A 20,142-nucleotide genomic window follows, 5' to 3' on the forward strand; every position below is an offset into this window, starting at 1 on the left:
AGGAACCGCGTTGAAGAACCTGAGCCCCGAGGACATCAAGGCCGCCATCCGCGACATGAACATCGGCACCATCAGCCTGCAGTTCACCGATATCCTCGGCACCGTCAAGCACGTGGAGATCCCGGCCAGCCAGATCGACAAGGCGCTGGCCGGCGAGCTGATGTTCGACGGTTCGTCCATCGAGGGGTTCGTCCGCATCGAGGAGTCGGACATGTACCTGCGGCCCGACCCGGCGACCTTCGTCATCCTGCCGTGGAAGACCCGGGAGGGGCGGCGCACGGCGCGCCTCATCTGCGACGTCTACAACCCGGACGGCACGCCCTTCGAGGGCGATCCGCGGTACGTGCTGAAGCGCGTGGTGGCCGAAGCCGCGGAGATGGGCTACGTGATGAACGTGGGCCCCGAGCCCGAGTTCTTCCTGTTCGAACGGCCGTCGGCGGAGCAGGGGCGGCCCGTGACCCTGGACCACGCCGGCTACTTCGACCTGGCGCCGGTGGACAAGGGCGAGGAGGTGCGGGCGGAGATCGTCCTGACGCTGCAGGAGATGGGCTTCGAGATCGAGGCCGCCCACCACGAGGTGGCGCCCTCCCAGCACGAGGTCGACTTCAAGTACGCCGACGCCGTGACCACCGCGGACAACATCGCCACCTTCCGCAGTGTGGTCCGGACCATCGCCCTGCAACACGGCCTGCACGCCACCTTCATGCCCAAGCCCCTTCATGGTGAGGCCGGCTCGGGCATGCACCTGCACCAGTCCCTGTTCCGGGGCGAGGAGAACGCCTTCTACGACCCCACCACGCCGGACCGGCTGAGCGACGTGTGCAAGCAGTACATCGCCGGCATCATGGAGCATGCCCGGGCCATCACGGCGGTGACCAACCCGCTGGTCAACTCCTACAAGCGGCTGGTGCCGGGGTACGAGGCGCCGGTGTACGTGGCCTGGTCGTACCGCAACCGCAGCCCGATGATCCGCATCCCCGCCAAGCGCGGGCTCAGCACCCGGATCGAGCTGCGCTCGCCCGATCCCTCGTGCAACCCGTACCTGGCGCTGGCGGTAATCCTGAAGGCGGGTCTCGACGGCATCAAGCGGCGCCTGACGCCGCCCGATCCCGTGGAGGGCAACATCTACCACATGTCCGAGGCCGAACGGGAAGAACTCGGCATCGCCAGCCTGCCGGGCTCGCTGGCCGAGGCGATCCGGGCCCTGGAGCAGGACCCGCTGATCCTGGAGGCGCTGGGCAGCCACGTGGCCTCCCGCTACCTGGAGGCGAAGAAGATCGAGTGGGACGTCTACCGCACCCAGATCTCGCCGTGGGAGCTGCAGGAATACCTGGCGAAGTATTGAGGGGGTCGGCGGTGGGCGGATCCGCTGCGGATCCGGTGCAGAGCCGGCGGGGATCCGTGCGGATCTGCGCGGATCGGTCGTCCCCGGGCGATGCGAGACGCCCGGGGGCGCTTCTTTCCACGGGGGCGTCGGTGGTCGGGATGGCACCGCGGTGGCCGACCACGCCAAGCCGCCGACCTTCCTCCGGCACGCGTCTTGCCGTCCCGCCCCCATGGCACGGGGGCAGGCGGTATGATGGAGCCAGCGAGACCACGGTGCCGGGCGTCGGCGCAGGGGAGCGGCGTGCAAGCAGCCGCCGCCGATGCCGGCGGTCGGGTTCGCCCGTCGCCGCGGGGATGGTGGCGGGCGTCACGTCGGCGGCGGGTAGGCAGGCGGATGCAGCGAGGCGGGGATGGCGGGTGAGCCAGCCGCAGATCGTCGCCCTGGGTTTCGATCCGGCGCAAGAGGGGGCCCGATTGCCCCGTTCTCTGGTGGAGACGGGGTGGCCCATCCTGCTGCACGTGGGCTGGCCCTCCGACGATTGGCTGGCTCGCCACCCGGCGGACCTCTACGTCCTCTGGCTCGACGGGATCGACCGCCCGGCGGAGCGGACCCGCACGTTGGGGCGCCTCACCGGCCGCCCGGTGCTCTGGTTCTACGGCGCGGCCGGGGACGAACCGGCCGGCCTGTGGCAGCACCTGGGCTCGGAGGACTGGCCCTTGTGGGCGGTCTTGCCCGCCACCGCGCCCCGGTGGCAGGTGGTGGCGGTCGCCCGAAGCCTCCTGGCGGCCGCAGCCCGCCTGGAGGCGGCCCTTCGGGAGGTGGCCGAGGCCGCCCGCAGGCTGGAAGACCGCAAGGTGATCGAGCGGGCCAAGGGGATCCTGATGGACCGGTTCGACCTGGCGGAGTCGGAGGCCTACAAGCGGCTGCGGGACACGGCCATGCGCCAGCGCAAGCCCCTGCGGGAGATCGCCCAGAGCATCATTGAGTTCGCGAGCCTCGGGCCCTTGGGGGGACCCTCCGCGCCCGTGGGGGAGGGGGCCGGCGGCAACCAGGAACGGGACGAGCCGTCCCCGCGGCCCGTCCGGCCGCGCGACCACCACGGGCCGGCGACAGGTGGGAGGCGGCGACGCCCCGGTCGGGGCTCCCGGCCTGGGCAGGTGGAACGGACGTGATCCGGACAAGACCGGCGGAACGGAAACGACCCGGGGGAGGAGCGCCCGTGGGCGGGCGGCGGTCCGGTCAACCCCGGCAGCGCAGGGCGCGCACCACGAGGTGCGCGCCCTGCGCGTTCGTTCGGGGGCCTGGTTGGCGGGGCGGGGCCCGTGGCCTGCGCCTCGTCTCCGGGTTGCTCCAGCGCCCGGCGCGACTCAGGTCTGGACCGTCGGTTGTGCCGAGGTGGGCCGGGTTGCCCGCTGCGCAGGGGCCGAGATCCCGGGCTCCGCCGACGGGAGCAGCTCGGGATAGGCGGGCAGGCCGTGTTCGCTGATGTCAAGGCCGATTCGTTCGTCCTGCCGGGAGAGGCGCAGGCCCACCGCCTTGTCCACGAGCACGAAGGTCAACCAAGCCGCCGCCAACACGTACGCCAAGGAGACGGTGACGCCAAGGGCTTGAACCCCCAGCTGGTGGAGTCCGGCGCCGTAGAGCAGTCCCGGTTGGCCCATACCAACCTGGTCGACCAGATCGGGGGCGGCGAACAGGCCCGTCGAGAGGGTGCCCCAGATCCCGCTGATGCCGTGGACGGAAAAGGCACCCACGGGATCGTCGACCTTCAGGACCCGCTCGGTCCACCGGATCGCGAAGACCATCAACACCCCGGCCACGGCCCCGACGATCACGGCCGCCCACGGTTTGACGAAGGCGCAGGAGGCGGTGATGGCCACCAGCCCCGCCAGCACGCCGTTCAACATGGACCAGACGTCGGCCTTGGTGGAACCGGATCGGGACGGAACCGCGATGCCAAGGCAAAGGAAAGGGGCCCATCCGCAAACCGGCTGCGGCTGCGAATGGGCCCCGTTGCCCCCTTGGGACGCCGTCGTCCGCATGTGGAGTTGTGAGCGTGCGGCGCATCGGGCCCGCCGCCCGACCGCCTTCGCTTCTCAACGTAGTCGGGGACCGGGCCCATCGTCAACGGTCGAGCCTGACCAACCCTTGACGAAAGAGTTGACCATCCTCGACCGGTGGTGGGCCGCAGGCCGTCCTCCGGGGTTGGACAGACACCGGCGGGGGTGCCTCCCGCGTACGATGCCCCAGCGCCGATGGGCAGCCGCCCACGGGAGGAGGTCGGACACCCATGTGCGGCATCGCGGGATGGATCGACTGGGAACGAGACCTGACGCGGGAGGTGTCCGTGCTCGAGGCGATGACGGAGACCCTCGCGTGCCGCGGTCCCGACGAGAGCGGGCACTGGGTCACCCGCCATGCCGCCCTGGGCCAGCGGCGGCTGATCGTCATCGACCCGGTGGGCGGCGTCCAGCCCATGGTGCGGGAGCGGGGCGGGGACCGGTTCGTCCTGGCGTATAACGGGGAGCTCTACAACGCCGCCGAGCTGCGGTGCGAGCTGGAGGCCCTGGGCCACCGCTTCACCACCCGGTCCGACACCGAGGTGGTGCTGGCCGCCTACATGGCCTGGGGGGAGCGGGCGCCCGAGCGCCTCAACGGCATCTTCGCCTTCGCCGTCTGGGACGAACGGGCCCAGCGGCTCTTCCTGGCCCGCGACCGGTTCGGGATCAAGCCGCTCTTCTACCAGGTCCGCGGCGGCACGCTGCTGTTCGCCTCCGAGCTCAAGGCCCTGCTGGCCCACCCCGAGGTGGAGCCCGTGGTGGACGCCGAGGGGCTTCTGGAGATCTTCGCCCTGGGGCCGGCCCGGACCCCGGGGCACGGGATCTTCCGCGGCATCCGGGAGCTGCTGCCCGGCCACTACCTGGTCTGCGACCGCCAAGGCCTGCGCCAGGTCCACTACTGGCGGCTGGAGAGCCGGCCCCACACCGACGACCCCGCCACCACGGTGGCCACTGTCCGCGACCTCCTCGCCGACGCCGTCCGGCGCCAGCTGGTGTCCGACGTCCCGCTGGGGACGCTGCTGTCGGGCGGCCTCGACTCCAGCGCCGTCACCGCCCTGGCCGCCCGGGCCTTGGCGGAGGCGGGGCGAGAGGCCCCGCTGCGCACCTTCTCCGTGGACTACGAGGGCAACGACCGGTTCTTCCAGCCCAACGACTTCCAGCCCGAGGCCGACGCGCCCTACGTGGACCTGATGGTCCGCACCCTGGGCACCCGGCACCGGGTGGTGCGCCTCTCCACCGCGGCCCTGGTCGAGGCGCTGGCCCGGGCGGTGACCGCCCGCGACCTGCCCGGCATGGCGGACATCGACGCCTCGCTGCTGCTCTTCTGCGAGGCGATCCGGCGCGACGTCACCGTCGCCCTCTCCGGCGAGTGCGCCGACGAGGTCTTCTGCGGCTACCCCTGGTTCTTCCGGGACGACGCCCTGCGGGCCGACACCTTCCCCTGGTCGCTGAAGCTGGACGCCCGCCTCGCGGTGCTGCACCCGGCGCTGCGGGAGCGGCTGCGCCCGGGGGAGTACCTGGCCGACCGCTACCGCCAGGCCCTGGCCGAGGTGCCGCGCCTCGAGGGGGAGGAACCGGCCGCCGCCCGGCGCCGGGAGATCGCCTACCTCACCCTGACGCGGTGGATGCCGGTGCTGCTCGACCGCAACGACCGCATGAGCATGGCGGTGGGCCTCGAGGTGCGGGTGCCCTTCTGCGACCACCGCCTGGTGGAGTACGTGTGGAACGTGCCATGGGCGCTCAAGACCATGGGCGGTCGGGAGAAGGGGCTCTTGCGTCACGCCCTGGCCGGGGTCCTGCCCGACGCAGTCCTCTGGCGGAAGAAGAGCCCGTACCCCAAGACGTTCAACCCCGCGTACCTGGCGGCCGTGGGCCAATGGGTGCGATCGATCCTCGCCGACCCGCACTCCCCCCTGCGCCCGCTGATCGACGAGGGAGCGGTGCGGGAGCTGGTGGAGGCGGAGGGGGAGTTCGACCTCCCCTGGTTCGGTCAGCTGATGCGCCGACCCCAGATGCTGGCCTACCTGGCCCAGGTGGACCTGTGGCTGCGGAAGTACAGGGTGCGGGTCGAGGTCTGACGGTGTCCAGGGCGGCGGTGCGGGTGTCCAGGGCGGAGGCGCGCTGGCGGACGCCGCCCAAGGTGGCGGGTGCCCCGCAGGGGGCGAGCCTGGTCGGCGGCGCGTCCGATGAGACCGTCCAGGGTCGACGGCACTCCCGCCGAGCACGTTGAAGGTGGATGGCGCTGCCGCTCCGTGGGGCGCCCGCAGCAAGGGGGCGCCGGGACGGCGGGGGAGGGGGACCGGCGCGGTCCCGGGGCAGCCCGGTGGCGGCAGGGGCGTCCACAACCGCGTTGGGCGCGTGGCTGCGGACGAACCAGCCGGGGCGCCGAGCGTGCTGCGCCGGGGTGGTGCGTCGGGTCGCCCTGGGCTGGGGTGTCGGGTTGCACCGGGGTGGCGCGTCGGGCTGCGGTGCGGTGGGGCGCCGGGCTGCGGTGGGGTGGGGTGTCGGGTTGCGGTCGGGTGGGGTGGGGCGTCGGGTTCGCGTGGGGTGCGGCATCGGGCCGCACCGGGGTGCGGCGTCGGGTGGCCCTGGGCTGGGGCGTCGGGTTGCACCGGGGTAGCGCGTCGGGCTGCGGTGCGGGGGCGCGTCGGGCTGCGGTGAGGTGGGGGTGTCGGGGTGCGGTGGGCGCGGCGCGCGGGGCGAGACGCGGCGAGAGGCCGGCACGCCGCAGAGGACGCCGCGGGGGCGGCCCGGGCATTGCCGGGCCGCCCCCGCGGGCTGCGTTCGTCCGGCGCCGGGGCGGCGCCTGGGTCCGGGGTGCGGAGCGAAGCCGCTGCGCCCGCCGCGGCCGGCGGCTCCGGTCCGCCCCACCGGCACCGGAGGCGCGCCGGTCGGCGGTCATGTGGCTCAGGCCTGGCCCTGCCCCTGCTTCACCAGCTGGACGTCGACGGTGACCCGCACCTCGTCGCCCACCAGGACGCCGCCCGACTCCAGCAGCATGTTCCACTTCAGACCGAAGTCCTTGCGGTTGACCTGGGTCTCGGCGTGGAAGGCGGCCCGCTCGTTGCCCCAGGGGTCCTTGCCGCCGCCCTCGTAGGTCAGGTCCCAGGTGACCTCCTTGGTGACCCCGCGGATGGTGAGATCCCCGGTGACCTTGTAGCGGTTCGCCCCGGTCTTCTCGATGCGGGTGCTGCGGAACTCGATGGTGGGGTAGTTGGCCACGTCGAAGAACTCCGCGGACCGCAGGTGCTCGTCCCGCTGGGGCTCCCGGGTGTCGACGGTGGAGGCGTCGATGCGGGCCTCCAGCTTGGCGCCCTTGCTGAGGTCCGTGATGTCCGGCGCCTCGAGGTAGCCCTCGATCTTGCCGAAGTGCCCCTTGACCGTGGAGATCATCATGTGCCGGACCGCGAACTCCACGGTGCTGTGGGACGCGTCGATGGTCCACCGCGTCGCCGTCGCCGCCTCGGCCACGACTCCCGACCTCCTTCGTACGGGTGGGTCCGTAACTTACTTAAAACAAGCAGCTCTATCGTATAGTGCCACTTTCCGGAGTGTCAACGGCCGTGGTACCATCGGATTGGTCGAAGGGCTTGCAAGCCGCGTCCCCGCGCCCCGACCCGGCGACCGTCGGCCGCCGCCTCGCCGACCCTCGCTTCCCCTGGTCGTCTCGCGCCCGTCCGCCGGCCCTCGCTCCCGTCGCGGAGCGGCCGGGCAGGGGAAAGGAGGTGGTCCCGGCGTTGGATCCGGTGAAAGTCTGCCCCCGCTACGAGCAGGCCGTGCAGATCCTGGGCAAGAAGTGGACGGGCCTGATCCTGCGGGTGCTGATGAGCGGCAAGAAGCGCTTCTGCGACTTCAAGGCCAGCCTGCCCGAGATGAGCGATCGCATCCTCTCCGAACGCCTCAAGGAGCTGGAGGAGGCCGGCATCCTCACCCGGCACGTGCACGACACCCGGCCCGTGCTCATCGAGTACGAGCTGACGGAGAAGGGACGGGCGCTGGAGCCGGTGGTGGCCGCCATCCAGGCGTGGGCCGACCGCTGGTGCGACGACATCCCGGACTCCCATCCGGTTGACGAAGGGGGCGAGCCCGCGGAAGCGGAAGCGGCCAGCCGGGAGGGGCAGGCGGCGGGGGAGGCGGCGTCCCCGCCGTAGGCTCCGCGGACGCCGCTTCCGCCGGGCGCGGGACACCGCGCCCCCGGGCGCCCGGCCCGGGCCCCGGGGCCGGGGCCCCGCCTCGGCGGCCGGGCATGCAGGAGCTCCTCCCGGGCGAACGGGCGGACGGGCCGTCGTGCAGGAGCTCCTCCCGCGCGAACGGGCGGACGGGTCCCGTGCAGGAGCGCTCCCGGACGAACGGCGGACGGGCGGGCCCCGGAGGCGGTGCCCCCGCCCGGCGCCGAGGCGCCAGCCGGCTGAGGCCACGACCCGCCGGCCCCGCCGCGGGGTAGCCGCGAGGGGCGTGGTGGGCGGTTTGCGATTGAAGGCACGCGGCAGGCCTCGTCCCCTCGTCGGCGAAAGTCCCCGGCGATCCCATGAAGCGGTGGGATCGCCAGTTCGACCCGTGGCCAGTCCGACCCGTGGGAGGAGGGGATTCTCGGTGGCCAGCGTCCCCGATGCGTCAGCGGTGGTGGTGGAGACCCGCTACGGGGCCGTCCGGGGCCGCAAGGAGGGCGCGGTCTGCGTCTGGAAGGGGATCCCGTTCGCCCGCCCGCCCGTCGGCGCGCTGCGCTTTCACCCGCCTGAGCCCCCGGAGCCGTGGAGCGGTGTGCGCGATGCCACCCGCTTTGGCCCGGCCGCGGTCCAGCCGGACGACCGGCTGATCAGCAACCTGACCGGTGGCGCGACCCTGCCGCAGGATGAGGACTGCCTCTACCTCAACATCTGGTCACCCTCCCCCGAGGGCCGCCGCCCCGTGATGGTGTGGATCCACGGCGGCGCATACCTGACGGGCGCCGGATCCATCCCCTGGTACGACGGCACCTCCTTCGCCCGCGAGGGCGACGTGGTGCTGGTGACCGTCAACTACCGCCTCGGTGCGCTGGGGTTCCTGTACCTCGAGGAGGCGTTCGGGTCCGACTTCACCGGCTCGGGCAACCTCGGCATCCTCGACCAGATCGCCGCCCTGCGCTGGGTGAAGGAGAACATCGCCGCCTTCGGGGGCGATCCCGACCAGGTCACCATCTTCGGCGAGTCTGCCGGGGCCGGCAGCGTCGGCGTGCTGCTGGCGGCCCCGGCCGCGCGGGGCTTGTTCCGGCGGGCCATCCTGCAGAGCGGCTCGGGGGGCCTGGGGGTGCGCACGCGGGAATCCGCGGCGCGGGTAGCGGCCAGGGTCCTGCGCCATGCGGGGGTCGAACCCGGCGACCGGCGCGCCCTCCTCGACCTGCCTGCCAGGGCCTGGGTCGAGGCGGTGGCGGCCCTCGGGCCGGGCCTGCCCCTGGGGCCGGTGGTGGACGGCCACGTGCTGCCCGAGCACCCGCTGAACGCCCTCGCTCGGGGCGCGGCCCGGGACGTGGCGGTGCTGACGGGCGTCACCAAGGACGAGTACAACCTGTTCGCGCTCCAGGACCCCGTGTGGCTGGGGGACGACGAGGCGGCGCTGCGCCGCCAGGTGGAGGCCGTGGTGGGACCGGCGGCGGGGCGGCTGATCGAGTTCTACCGCAGGCGGGGCCAGGGGCCGCTGGGTCGACGGCTCCTGCCGCTCATGAGCTACGCCGTGTTCGTCCGCGGGATGCTGGCCACCGCCGACGCCCAGGCGCAGGTGGGGGCACCGGTGTGGGCCTATCGGTTCGACTTCGAGACCCCGGTGCTGGGCGGCGTGCTGGGGGCCTGCCACGCCCTAGAGATCCCGTTCGTGTTCAACAACCTGGACCGGGCCGGGGCCGACCGATTCACCGGCACCGCGCCGGAGCGGTACGACGTCGCCCGCATGATGCACCGCGCGTGGATCGCCTTCGCCCGCCAGGGGGATCCGCAGCATGACGGCCTTCCCCCATGGCCCCGTTACGATCGGGACGAACGGGCCGTGATGGTCTTCGACCGGGAGCCCCGCGTCGAGCGCGACCCCTGGCGTGAGGAACGGGAGGTCTGGGCCTCGGTGCCTGCAGGCCTTTGAACGCCGGCCATCCCCAAAAAAGGGGCCGGGCCGGGGTCCTCTCCGGCCCGGCTGTCGGCGCGCATCAGGGGGGAGCGGCGGCGGCCGGGTGTCCGGCCGCCGGCCGCAGGTCGCGCACCGCAATCCAGGTCAAACCTCTGGGCAGGCTCCGGCTGCCTCGGCACGGGAGACCCGCCGCCCGGCTGGGTCCCCGCGGCGCCGCACCCCGCCGCCCGGCGGGGTGCGGCGCCGCCGTGGCTTCCTCGGCGTCCCCGCCATCGTGGGCGGCCCCTGGGCGGCCTTGGCCCGGGCTCGTGCGCCGGAGGCGCCCTGGCGCCTCGGCGTGCCGGCCCTCAAGCGAGCCCCGCGGCCACCGCGGCGGGACCCTCAATCGAGCCCCGCGGCCACCGCCGGCAGGACCGCCGCCGTCTCCTGGAAGATCCGCTCCCGCGAGGCCCGCGGCACGACCCACCAGAAGGCCGGGAGCGCCTGCTCCCAGTGGGCGAGGAGTTCCCGCGCCCGGGCGCTGCCGGTGCGGTCGACGTGCATGGCCACGAGCTGGCGCAGGCTCTCCCGGGCGGCCTCTTGGGCAGTGGCGCTGGGCACCTCGGTCAGCCGGAAGAGCTCCACCGAGGGGGCGTGGTGGCGCACCGCCAGGGCGCCCGCGGGATCGTAGACGAAGGCCGTGCCGCCCGTCATGCCGGCGCCGAGGTTGCGTCCGGTGGGGCCGAGGATCACCACCGTGCCGCCCGTCATGTACTCGCAGGCGTGATCGCCCGCCCCCTCCACCACCGCCACGGCGCCGCTGTTGCGCACCGCCAGCCGCTCGCCCGCCGCGCCGGCGCAGAACAGGGCGCCGCCGGTGGCCCCGTAGAGCACGGTGTTGCCCACCAGCACGTTGCGGGCGGGATCGGTCGGCGTCCCCGGCTGCGGCCGGATGACGATCTCGCCGCCGGCCATGCCCTTGCCCACGTAGTCGTTGGCCATGCCCGTCAGCTCGAGGTGGAGGCCGCGTACGCAGAAGGCGCCGAAGGACTGGCCCGCCACGCCGTGGAAGGCCAGCTGCACCGTGCCCGGTGGCAGGCCCTGGTCGCCGTAGCGCCGGGCGATCTCCCAGGCCACCGTCGCCCCCACGGTGCGGTCGGTGTTGCGGATGGCGTAGCGGCGCCGGACGGGCCGCCGCCGCTGGATGAGGGGGGCGAGCTCGGCGGCGATGCGCCGGCCGAGATTGTCGTCCTCCGGCAGCGGGTTGCGCAGCTGGACGCGGCGCAGGGGCACGGGCTGCGGGCCGGCGTCGGCCGCCGCGGCCGGTTCGTCCCCTTCGGCCGTCGCGGACGATTTGGCGCCCGACCGGCGGGTGCCGGGTTCGTCCACCGCGGTCGCCGCCTCCGCCCGCGCCGCCGCCGGGGGACCTGCCGGCACCAGCAGCCGGCCCAGGTCGATGCGCTCGGCCCGCGGCAGGGGGGAGGGCCGCTGGACCAGGAGGTCCGCCCGCCCGATCACCTCATCCAGCGAGCGGTACCCGAGCCCGGCCAGGAGCTCCCGCACCTCCTGGGCCATGTAGAGGAAGTAGTTCATCACGTGCTCCGGCGTGCCGGGGAACCGCTGCCGGAGCCGCTCGGCCTGGGTGGCGATGCCCACCGGGCAGGTGTTGGTGTGGCAGGCCCGCGCCATCACGCAGCCCTCCGCCACCAGGGCCGACGTGCCGAAGGAGTACTCGTCGGCGCCCAGGAGGGCCGCCACCAGCACGTCCCGGCCGGTCTTCAGGCCCCCGTCGACCCGCACCGTCACCCGGCCGCGCAGGCCGGTGGCCACCAGCATCGCCTGGGTCTCCACCAGGCCGAGCTCCCACGGAAGGCCCGCGTGCTTGATCGAGCTCAGGGGCGACGATCCCGTGCCGCCGCTGTGGCCGCTGATCACCACGATGTCCGCGTACCCCTTGGCGACGCCGGCGGCGATGATGCCCACCCCGGTCTCCGCCACCAGCTTCACCGAGATCAGCGCCTCGGGGTTCGCCTGCTTGAGGTCGTAGATCAGCTGGGCCAGGTCTTCGATGGAGTAGATGTCGTGGTGCGGCGGCGGCGAGATCAGCGGCACCCCCGGCACCGTGTGGCGCAGCCGCGCGATCAGCTCCGTCACCTTGTGGCCCGGGATCTGGCCGCCCTCCCCGGGCTTGGAGCCCTGGGCCATCTTGATCTGGATCTCCACGGCCGAGGCCAGGTAGGCCGGGGTGACGCCGAAGCGCCCCGAGGCCACCTGCTTGACCGCGCTGTTGCGCTCGGTCCCGTAGCGGGCGGGGTCCTCGCCGCCCTCGCCGGAGTTGGACCGGGCCCCCAGCCGGTTCATGGCGATGGCCAGGTTCTCGTGGGCCTCGGGCGAGAGGGCGCCCACGGACATGGCCCCGGTGGAGAAGCGCCGCACGATGGCCTCGATCGGCTCCACCTCCTCCACCGGGATGGGCGCCCGGTCGGAGCGGAAGTCCAAGAGGTCCCGCAGCTGGCTGGGCGGCCGGTCGTGGACCAGCCGGCTGAAGCGGCGATAGTGCTCGTAGGTGGCGAGGAAGTCGCCGTCCAGCACCCCCGGCCGCGCCCGCACGGCGTCGTGCAGCGCCCGCACCACCTCGGGGCTGAACTCGTGCAGCTCGCCGTCCTTCTTGAACTTGAAGAACCCGTACCCGTCGGCGGCGGTGTCGGCCAGCCCGTCGCCGGCTGCCGCGGGCTCGCGGACCCCGCTGCCGGTCGTGGCCCCTCGCCTCCGGCCCGTCGTCGGTTCCTTCCCGGACGAACCGGCGGCGCCACGGCTTGGCCCGTCGCCGGTGGCGCCGCGGCCTGGCCCGCCGCGGCCCGCCTCCCGCGCCGGGGCCGCCGCGAAGGCCTGCCGGTGCCAGTAGAGCACGTCCTCCCCAAGCTCCCGCAACCCGTTGCCGCCCACCTGGCAGGGCGTCCCGGTGAAGCAGCGCTCGACCAGCGCCGGATCGAGCCCGATGGCCTCGAAGATCTGCGCCCCCTGGTAGGCGTCCACGGTGGAGATGCCCATCTTCGACATGACCTTCTTGAGGCCGCCCTCCACCGCCCGGATGAAGTTCGCCTCGCCGTCGGCCCCGCCCAGCTCCCGGGCGACGGCCAGGGCCAGGTAGGGGTGCACGGCCGCGGCGCCGTAGCCGACCAGGGTGGCGAAGTGGTGGACGTCGCGGGGCTCGCCGCTCTCGACCACGAGGGACGCCAGCGCCCGCTTGCCCACCCGCAGCAGGTGGTGGTGGACCGCACCCACCGCCAGCAGGGCGGGGATCGGGGCGTGGTCGGCGTCGACGCCCCGGTCCGTCAGCACCAGGACGGACGAACCGGCGTCCACCGCCGCCTCCGCCCGCCGGCAGAGCTGCTCCAGGGCCGGCTCCAGGGCATCGGGCCCCGTGGCGGGGAAGAGGATCGGCAGTTCGGCGAGGCGGATCCCCGGCGTCCGCGCAAGCCGCCCCAGCCGCCGCAGCCAGGCCATCTGCTCCGCCGTCAGCACGGGCCCCGGCAGCTCGATCACCCGGGCTTGGGCCGGTTCCTCCACCAAGATGTTCGGCTGCCGGCCCAACCGCACCGTCAGGGAGAACACCAGCTCCTCCCGCAGGTGGTCGATGGGCGGGTTCGTCACCTGGGCGAAGCGCTGCCGGAAGTAGTGGTGCAGCGGCCGGTGCACCAGGGAGAGCACGGCGTGGGGCGTGTCGTCGCCCATGGAGCCGTCGGGCTCCTTGCCCGACTCCACCATGGGCCGGACGATCACCGTCAGCTCCTCCCGGGTCCAGCCGAAGGCGGCCAGCGGGGGGAGCGGGGCGGAGGCGAGGGCGCCGGGGCACGGATCCGCCGCCTCCCGTCGGTCGGTGCCTGCGACCCCGGCCGACCCGCCCGCCGGGCATGCACCGGCGGCGCCATCGCCGGCGGGTCCGGCTCCAGGTCCCGTCCCCCCCGAGGCCGGCGCGGCGTCCTCCGCACCGGGTTCGTCCGGATAGCGCACGATCTGCCGCACCCACTGCCCGTACGGCCGGCGGGCCGCCACCTCCGCCTTGACCTCCCCATCCCGGAGGAACCGGCCCGTCGCCAGGTCGACGGCGATCATCTGGCCGGGGCCGAGCTTGCCGTGTTCCTCCACGTCGGCAGGCTCGGCGTCGAGCACGCCCGCCTCGGAGGCGGCCACCACGAGGCCGCTCTTGAGGACGGTGTAGCGTAGGGGTCGCAGCCCGTTGCGGTCGAGCCGCGCCCCCACCCAGCGCCCGTCGCTGAAGATCAGCGCCGCCGGCCCGTCCCACGGCTCGGTCAGGCACGCGTGGAAGCGGTAGAAGTCGCGCAGCGCCGGGGGCAGGTCGGCCACCTTCTCCCAGGCCTCGGGCACCAGCATCAGGAGGGCGTGGAGGGGGTCGCGGCCGGCCAGCACCAGGAGCTCGAGGACGTTATCCAGCATCGCCGAGTCGGAGCCTTCGGGGTCGATGACCGGCGCCACCGCCGCCGGCGCCAGCTCGGGCCAGTCGGGCACCCGCAGCCACGGCTCGCGGGCGGCGATGCCGTTGACGTTGCCCTGCAGGGTGTTGATCTCCCCGTTGTGCCCCAGCAGGCGGAAGGGCTGGGCCCGCTCCCAGGTGGGCGTCGTGTTGGTGCTGTAGCGCTGGTGGAAGATCACGAACCGCGTGGCGAAGTCGGGATCCCGCAGGTCGCGGTAGAAGCGGTCGAGGTCGCCGGCCATGACGAGCCCCTTGTACACCACGGTCCGCGACGACATGGAGGCGATGTAGGGCTTGCGCAGGCCCGCCGGGGCCGGCCCGGCCGCCGGCGCCCCGTCCCGCCCTTCCCTCTGGACGAACGCGGCGGCCCGGCGCTCGAAGGCGCGCCGCGCGAGGTAGAGGGCGCGGTCGAAGGCGAGGCCCGGCGCCACCCGCGGCCCCCGGACGATGACGGCGTGCCACAGGGCCGGCCGGCTGGCGGCGGCGATGGGTCCCAGCGCGTCGAGGTCGACGGGCACGGGGCGCCAGGCCAGGACCGCAAGACCCTGCTGGCGGCAGGCCTCCTCGAGGAGCCGCTGGGCGCGGCGCTCCGCCTCGGGGGCGGTGGGGAAGAAGCAGGCGGCCAGGGCGAAGTCGTCCTCCGCGGGGAGGCGGACGCCGCGGGACGCCAGCTCCCGCGCCAGCAGGCGACGGGGGATCTCGGTCATCACGCCGGCGCCGTCGCCGGTGCGCCCGTCGGCGGCCACCCCGCCCCGGTGCCGCAGGCGGCGTAGGGCTTCGAGCCCCACGGCCAACAGCGTGGGGTCGGGTCGTCCGGAGAGGGTGGCGACGAAGCCCACACCGCAGGCGTCATGCTCGGGCGGCAACCCCGCCGCATGGCCCCCGTCCAGGGTCGGTCGGTGGTCGCGTGGATGCGGGTGCATCGGCACTCCTCCTTGGTTGGCCCGTCGGTCGACCCGTCGGCTTGCCCGGGTCGGGTCCACTCCCTTGCCTGGGTTGGGTCCACCCCTCGGCTCGCCGCCGGGTTCGCCGGCCGCCGGGGTGGGTTTCACGCACCGCCGCGGAGCCGCGGCGGCGGCGCGGTCCGGTGCGCCTGCGGGGTCCGGGTGCAGGGCGGCCCTTGACTTGCAAGTTTCATTGCATTCGTCCTGCACCTCAGCCGGCCGAGGATCGGCCGCAACGCCGGGCCGGCGGCCGGGATATTCACCGGATTGCATGACCCCGGGTGGCGCGCGGGATCGGTCGACGTCGAATCGTTCGGTAGAATCGCCTACGTTTTTCCGGTTTGTTTGGGGAAATGGGATAGGGATCGTTCGGGTTTTTGGCCGCTGTGCCCCGGGCGGTTCGTCCAGGGACCGCCGGCAACGAATATTTAGGCATGATTATACGGTCCGCGGGTACCCCGTCAAGCAATCGTTAAGAAAGTTTATGATGGTCAACTTGCAAAGCGGGCGGCCGATCGGTGGAAGAGTTGCCGCCGTGCCGCCAGCGGTGGCCCGGCGGGCGTGAGCGGCAGCCCTTGGCGGGTGAGTGGTCCGCAAGAGCGGGCAGCGCCAGGGAGGGGGCGGCAGGCGCCTTGGTCGAACGGGCTGCGATGGGTGTGACAACTCGACGAATCGCCGGAGGGGGTTGTCATGGAGCTGCTGCGGGTGCGTGAGCGCGGCCAGATCACCATCGCCAAGGTGCTTCGAGAGCAGCTGGGCATCGGGGACAACTCCGTCCTTCTCGCCTATGTGGAAAGGGGGCGGCTCATCCTCGAGCCTGTCCCGGAGCCGGGGGGCGACTTGCCGAGCATCATCGGCCTGCTCCCAAGCCGAGGTGAGGTGAATCCCAAGGGCGCGCGCCGGGAAGCCCAGCGTCAGCGGGCGGAGCGATGGCGTGAGCGCCACGGTGAGGCATCGGGGCTGACGCGTGCCCGAGCGCGGTCGATGCCCGTCGAGGGTGCCCTCTAAGCGTCCGGGTCCTGGGCGTCTCTGAGGGGAGCGGGCGCGCCTCGGCGAGGCGGGCGGGGGCCGCCATGGCGGCGCGGGCGGCGTCCGCGCGGGATGGAGCGGCCCACGGTGTACGGACACGAGACGGGCCGGCAGGTACCCCGGCCCGTCGGCGATGCCCGCCGGCCCAGCCTCGGTCCTAGTCGCGGATCTGCTGGCCGCCGAAGGCGCCCTTGAGCCCGCCCGACGGGTAGCCGGCCAGGTCCGTGTTGACCGCGCCACCCGGACCGCCGGCCGCCTCACCGGCGACGGCGGGGAGCACCCGGACGGCCTGTCCTGCGCGCCGGAGGTCGTCCTCCAGCTGACGGAGCAGGTCGGGGGTGGCCGGCGGCACGGTGTAGAGGCCGCGGCCGCGCAACCACTGGTAGTGCTGCTCCGCCATCTCTAGGTGCTGCCCCGCCATCTGGTACAGGGTCCGGCGCAGGTGCCGATCCGACGCCTCGGTGGCGGCGACCACCATGCGCAGGGCGAGGTGCTTGCAATCCTGCAGGCAATCGGCGACGGCCAGGGCGTCGGGGTCGACCAGCCGGACCCCGGCCGCCTGGGCGGGTTCGGTCGCCCCCGGCCTGGGCCCTGGAACCGCGGCACCCGGCGCGTCGACGGGAGGCGATCCCACCGGTGGGGAGCCCGCCGCCGGGCCGGTCCACGGGGCCGGCGACCATTCGGCCCGGAACCCGACGCGGGGCGAATCGTAGCGGACGCCCTCGCTCCCCGGTCCCTGCGGCCCGCCTTGCGCCGCCCAGTGGCCGCGGAACGTCGGCTCCTCCCGCCCCCGCGCCACGCCCCCGGCCTCCCCCGGGGCCGCGCCGGGGCCGTAGCCCACGGGGCGCACCGCGGTGAAGGCCTCCGCGTCCTTCCCGTCCGAGCGGACGGTGCCGCCGGATCCGGCCACCCCGGGGCTTCCGGCATCGGCCCGCCCGGCCCGCCCGGATGCGGCACGGTCCCGACCGGGCCCGCCCGCCCCCGGATCGGCCATCGTGCCGCCGCCTGGCGCGTCGAAGGCGGTGACGCTGCCGGGGGCCACGGGGCCGCCGGCGCCCGGGGCGTAGGGCGCCGGGGTCTGACGGGGTTCGACCGCGGCCGTCAGGCCCGTCGGCTCGCGCCGCGCCCCGGCCTGCCAGCCCTCGTTGTTGCCGGCGCCGGGTTCCCACCCCACCAGCTCGGGACGGTCCGCCCGGAGCGCGTGGCGCGTGACGTCGCCGCCCTGGCCCGGCCGGCCGCCCTCCGGGCCGCCGCCGCGGATCGGACGCCACGGGTCGCCTGGGGCGTCGCCGGGCCGGCTCGCCGGCCCGGCACCGGCGGAGGGCCCCGTCGAGAGCGCGGCCTGCCCTGCGGTTGGCGGCCCCGACCGGCCGTCGGCGCCCGCGGGGTACCGGTGGTCGGGGGACGCCGCCGACGGACGGTAGCTGTAGGTCCCCGGCCCCGTGGGCGGGTACCCCGGTGACCCGCCGGCCTCGGCGGGATGAACCGGCCCCGGTCCCCACGGGCCGGCCGGCGCTGCCGAGCCTGCCGGGGCTGCCGGGCCGGTCGGTGCGGCCGAGCCCCCCGGTGCTGCTGGGCTGGTCGGTGCGCCAGGGCCCCCCGATGCAGACCAGCCGGTCGGTGGGACCGGGGCACCCGGTGCTGCCGCTCCGGCCGGTCCCAGGGGGCTGCCCGGCCCTCCCGGACCGCCGGGGGCGACCGGGCCGCCCACCCCCGTCGCCACCCCCGGCGTGCCGAAGGTAGCCGGGCCGGCCGGCCCGGCTACGCCGGTTCCACCGGCGGGATGGGCCCCCGCTCCGTAGAGTCCGCTCTCGCCCTTCAGCGCCAGTTTGAGCTGGTGGCTCTGCTGGCGGAAGGTCCGCTCGTGGGCGCCCAGCATCTGGACCACGTCGGGATCGCGGACCGTGCTAACGGCGTGGAGCAGCTTGTTGGCCGCCGTCTCACAGGCGACGATCAAGTCCCGCAGCTCCAGTGCCTCGTGGACCGTGCGCTGCACCCTTCCCCCTCCTCGTCGCCGCCCCGGTGGCGTGGCGGCTTGCCCCTTCAAGAGGAAGCGTGTTCGCGGCGGCGAACGCCTAGGATAGCAGTTTCTGGAGCGGGATCGTCGGCGACGGCGGACGACGCAGGGGCGTGGGACGACGGGGGGACCGGGGCGTGAGCAGCGCGACGGCGGCCCGGTGGGCGGGTTGGTGGCGGGTGGCGGTGCTGGGCAGCGGCTATCTCGGCACCCAGGTGGTCTGGACGCTCTACAACGCCTACCTGCCCAACTTCTACGGCGCCTACGTGGCCAGCAACGCCTTGATCGGCCTGGTGATGACCCTGGACAACATCGCCGCCCTCACGGTGCAGCCGTACTTCGGGGCGCTGAGCGACCGGGTGCAGACGCCCCTTGGCCGCCGGATGCCCTTCCTATTGATAGGGGTGCCGCTGACCGCTCTGGGGCTGGTCCTGCTGCCCCGGGCCCAGGGCCTGCTCCCGCTGCTCCTGGCCACGCTGCTGATGAACGTGGGCATCAGCATCTACTCCAGCCCCGCGGTGGCCCTGATGCCCGACGTGACGCCCCCCGCGCTGCGCGCCCGCGCCAACGGCATCATCATGGTCATGGGCGGCCTGGGGGCGCTGCTGGCGATTTTCGTGCTGTCGCCCTCCTTCGACCGCTCCCGCGTCCTGCCCTTCGACCAGGCTGCCCTGCTGGTCCTGGCGTCGCTGCTGGCGGTGGCCTTGGCCCTGCCCGAGCGGCGGCTGGCGCGGTACGCCGTCGGCGAGGGGACGCGGCCTGCCGACGAGTACGGCAGCATGACGGCCGGGACGGACGGGACGGCCCCAGGGGGGCCCGAGCCCGCATCGCCCCGACCGTCGGACGAACCGGCTCCGGCCGGACCGGCGCCGGCGGCCCCCGGCAGGCCGGCCCCGGCCGCCCAGACGCCGAGGGCTCCCGACACCCCCGCTCGGCCCGTTCCGGAGCCGGGGGATCCCCGTACCCCCGCTCAGGCCGCCCCAGGGCCGGGGGATCCCCGCACCCCCGCTCACGCCGCCCCAGGGCCGGGGGGTCCCCACATCCCGGCTCAGGCCGCCCCAGAGCCGAGGGAACCCGACGCACCGGCCGTGGACGCCTCGGGGCGGACGGCCACCGAGGGCGGGACCCGGACCGTCCCGGAGCCGGCGCCCTCCGACGCGATCGCCGGCGCCGCCTGGCAGCCGGCGGCCGACGAACCGGCCCGTGCCGCCCGGGAGGGGACGGAGGCCGAGGAACCCACCGAGCGAGGCCACCTGCTGGTGGCCCTGGCCCACGTGCTGGTGGACCGGGACCGCCGCCCCTTCTGGCTGCTCCTCGCCGCGCTGGCCTGGGTGGCCGCCGTCAACGGCGCCCAGAACATGTTCACGCGCTACGGCACGGAACACCTCGGCCTCACCCAGGTGCAGGCCACCTTCATGTTGGGGTACTTCGCCGCCCCGTTCATCCTGTTCTCCATCCCGGCGGGCATCGTGGGCGACCGCATCGGCCGGCTCCGCGCCATCCGGATCGGCGCCGCCGGCATCGTGCTGGCCTTCCTCGCGTTGGCCTTCGAACCGCCCGCCGCCGTGGCCCCGGTCCTGTTCGCCGTGGCCGGCCTCTGCTGGGCGCTGCTCATGACCAATTCCTACCCGATCCTGATCAACCTGGCTCCCGTCGGGACGGCGGGAACCTACACGGGCCTCTGGAACCTGGTGATCGGGCTTGCGGGCGTCCTCTCGCCGCCGGTGTACGGTGCGGCGGTGGACCGGCTGGGATGGGCCGCGTTCTTCCCGGTGGGCGTGGCCTTTCTCGCCGTCGGGTGGTGGGCGGCGAACCGCATGGGCGCCGCCGGGGCGGGGGGCGGCTCCGCTCTCCCGTGAGGCGCGGGCGTCCGCGGGACGCCCTTGCCGGGTCCCGTCGCACCTCCATCGCCCGGCCGCCTGGCCCGCGGGCTCCGGTCTTCCGGCCCTCGGCCCGCGCTCTCCGGCTGCTCGGCCCCCGGCCCCTCGGCCGCCCGGCTCCCCGGGTGTCCGGCCCTTGTGCGTGGTCCCCCGACGCCCGGCCGCCGTCCCCCCGCACCCCGACCCCCGCTCCGCTGCCGTGAGGCCCGCGGGCCCCGACCCCTCGTTCCGCCTCGCGGCGTGGGTGCCGGCGCGGTGACGGGGCCGGCGTGGCGCCTGCCAGCGGGCGGAGGGGTGCGGACAGGGGGCGAACCGGCC

General features: G+C 74.4%; 11 protein-coding genes. 7 read left to right on the forward strand and 4 right to left on the reverse strand.

Features of this window, described 5'->3' with window-relative positions; translation table 11 throughout:
- Positions 1–10 precede the first annotated feature (10 nt).
- Positions 11–1,345: a type I glutamate--ammonia ligase gene (gene glnA, locus Q5761_RS02995; protein ID WP_135225058.1), complete on the forward strand. Its 1,335-nt coding sequence runs from the start codon at positions 11–13 to the stop codon at positions 1,343–1,345.
- 398 nt (positions 1,346–1,743) lie between these two features.
- Positions 1,744–2,499 carry an ANTAR domain-containing response regulator gene (locus Q5761_RS03000; RefSeq protein WP_135225059.1) on the forward strand — a complete coding sequence of 252 codons (756 nt, stop codon included), beginning with the start codon at positions 1,744–1,746 and terminating at the stop codon, positions 2,497–2,499.
- Between the two features lie 195 nt (positions 2,500–2,694).
- Here the strand turns inward: Q5761_RS03000 and Q5761_RS03005 are convergent, their stop codons facing one another.
- Positions 2,695–3,369: a hypothetical protein gene (locus Q5761_RS03005; protein ID WP_318751146.1), complete on the reverse strand. Its 675-nt coding sequence runs from the start codon at positions 3,367–3,369 to the stop codon at positions 2,695–2,697.
- A gap of 248 nt (positions 3,370–3,617) precedes the next feature.
- Between Q5761_RS03005 and asnB the strand changes: the two genes are divergently transcribed.
- Positions 3,618–5,465 (forward strand): asparagine synthase (glutamine-hydrolyzing), encoded by a 1,848-nt coding sequence (gene asnB / locus Q5761_RS03010; RefSeq protein WP_318751147.1) that lies wholly within the window; start codon positions 3,618–3,620, stop codon positions 5,463–5,465.
- Between the two features lie 829 nt (positions 5,466–6,294).
- Here asnB and Q5761_RS03015 read toward each other — a convergent pair.
- The gene (locus Q5761_RS03015; RefSeq protein WP_318751148.1) at positions 6,295–6,858 is read right to left on the reverse strand and encodes a YceI family protein; all 564 of its coding nucleotides are present in this window, start codon (positions 6,856–6,858) and stop codon (positions 6,295–6,297) included.
- A gap of 275 nt (positions 6,859–7,133) precedes the next feature.
- Between Q5761_RS03015 and Q5761_RS03020 the strand changes: the two genes are divergently transcribed.
- On the forward strand, positions 7,134–7,538 hold the full coding sequence (locus tag Q5761_RS03020; protein WP_318751586.1) for a helix-turn-helix domain-containing protein: 405 nt from the start codon (positions 7,134–7,136) through the stop codon (positions 7,536–7,538).
- A 442-nt stretch (positions 7,539–7,980) separates the two neighbouring features.
- Positions 7,981–9,495, forward strand: a complete 1,515-nt coding sequence (locus tag Q5761_RS03025) for a carboxylesterase/lipase family protein (protein WP_318751149.1) — start codon at positions 7,981–7,983, stop codon at positions 9,493–9,495.
- Between the two features lie 366 nt (positions 9,496–9,861).
- On the opposite strand, the gene Q5761_RS03030 is transcribed toward Q5761_RS03025, so the two are convergent.
- On the reverse strand, positions 9,862–14,877 hold the full coding sequence (locus Q5761_RS03030) for a glutamate synthase-related protein (RefSeq protein ID WP_318751150.1): 5,016 nt from the start codon (positions 14,875–14,877) through the stop codon (positions 9,862–9,864).
- A 711-nt stretch (positions 14,878–15,588) separates the two neighbouring features.
- On the opposite strand from Q5761_RS03030, the gene Q5761_RS03035 reads away from it, so the two are divergent.
- Complete coding sequence (locus Q5761_RS03035) at positions 15,589–15,906, forward strand: AbrB/MazE/SpoVT family DNA-binding domain-containing protein (protein ID WP_318751151.1); 318 nt, start codon at positions 15,589–15,591, stop codon at positions 15,904–15,906.
- 178 nt (positions 15,907–16,084) lie between these two features.
- Here the strand turns inward: Q5761_RS03035 and Q5761_RS03040 are convergent, their stop codons facing one another.
- Positions 16,085–17,923: a spore coat protein gene (locus tag Q5761_RS03040; RefSeq protein WP_318751152.1), complete on the reverse strand. Its 1,839-nt coding sequence runs from the start codon at positions 17,921–17,923 to the stop codon at positions 16,085–16,087.
- Between the two features lie 158 nt (positions 17,924–18,081).
- Here Q5761_RS03040 and Q5761_RS03045 point away from each other — a divergent pair, with 158 nt between their 5' ends.
- Positions 18,082–19,803, forward strand: a complete 1,722-nt coding sequence (locus Q5761_RS03045; RefSeq protein WP_318751153.1) for an MFS transporter — start codon at positions 18,082–18,084, stop codon at positions 19,801–19,803.
- The last annotated feature ends 339 nt before the right edge of the window (positions 19,804–20,142 follow it).

It is taken from the genome of Thermaerobacter composti, from assembly GCF_033582035.1.
Classification (GTDB): domain Bacteria; phylum Bacillota; class Sulfobacillia; order Thermaerobacterales; family Thermaerobacteraceae; genus Thermaerobacter; species Thermaerobacter composti.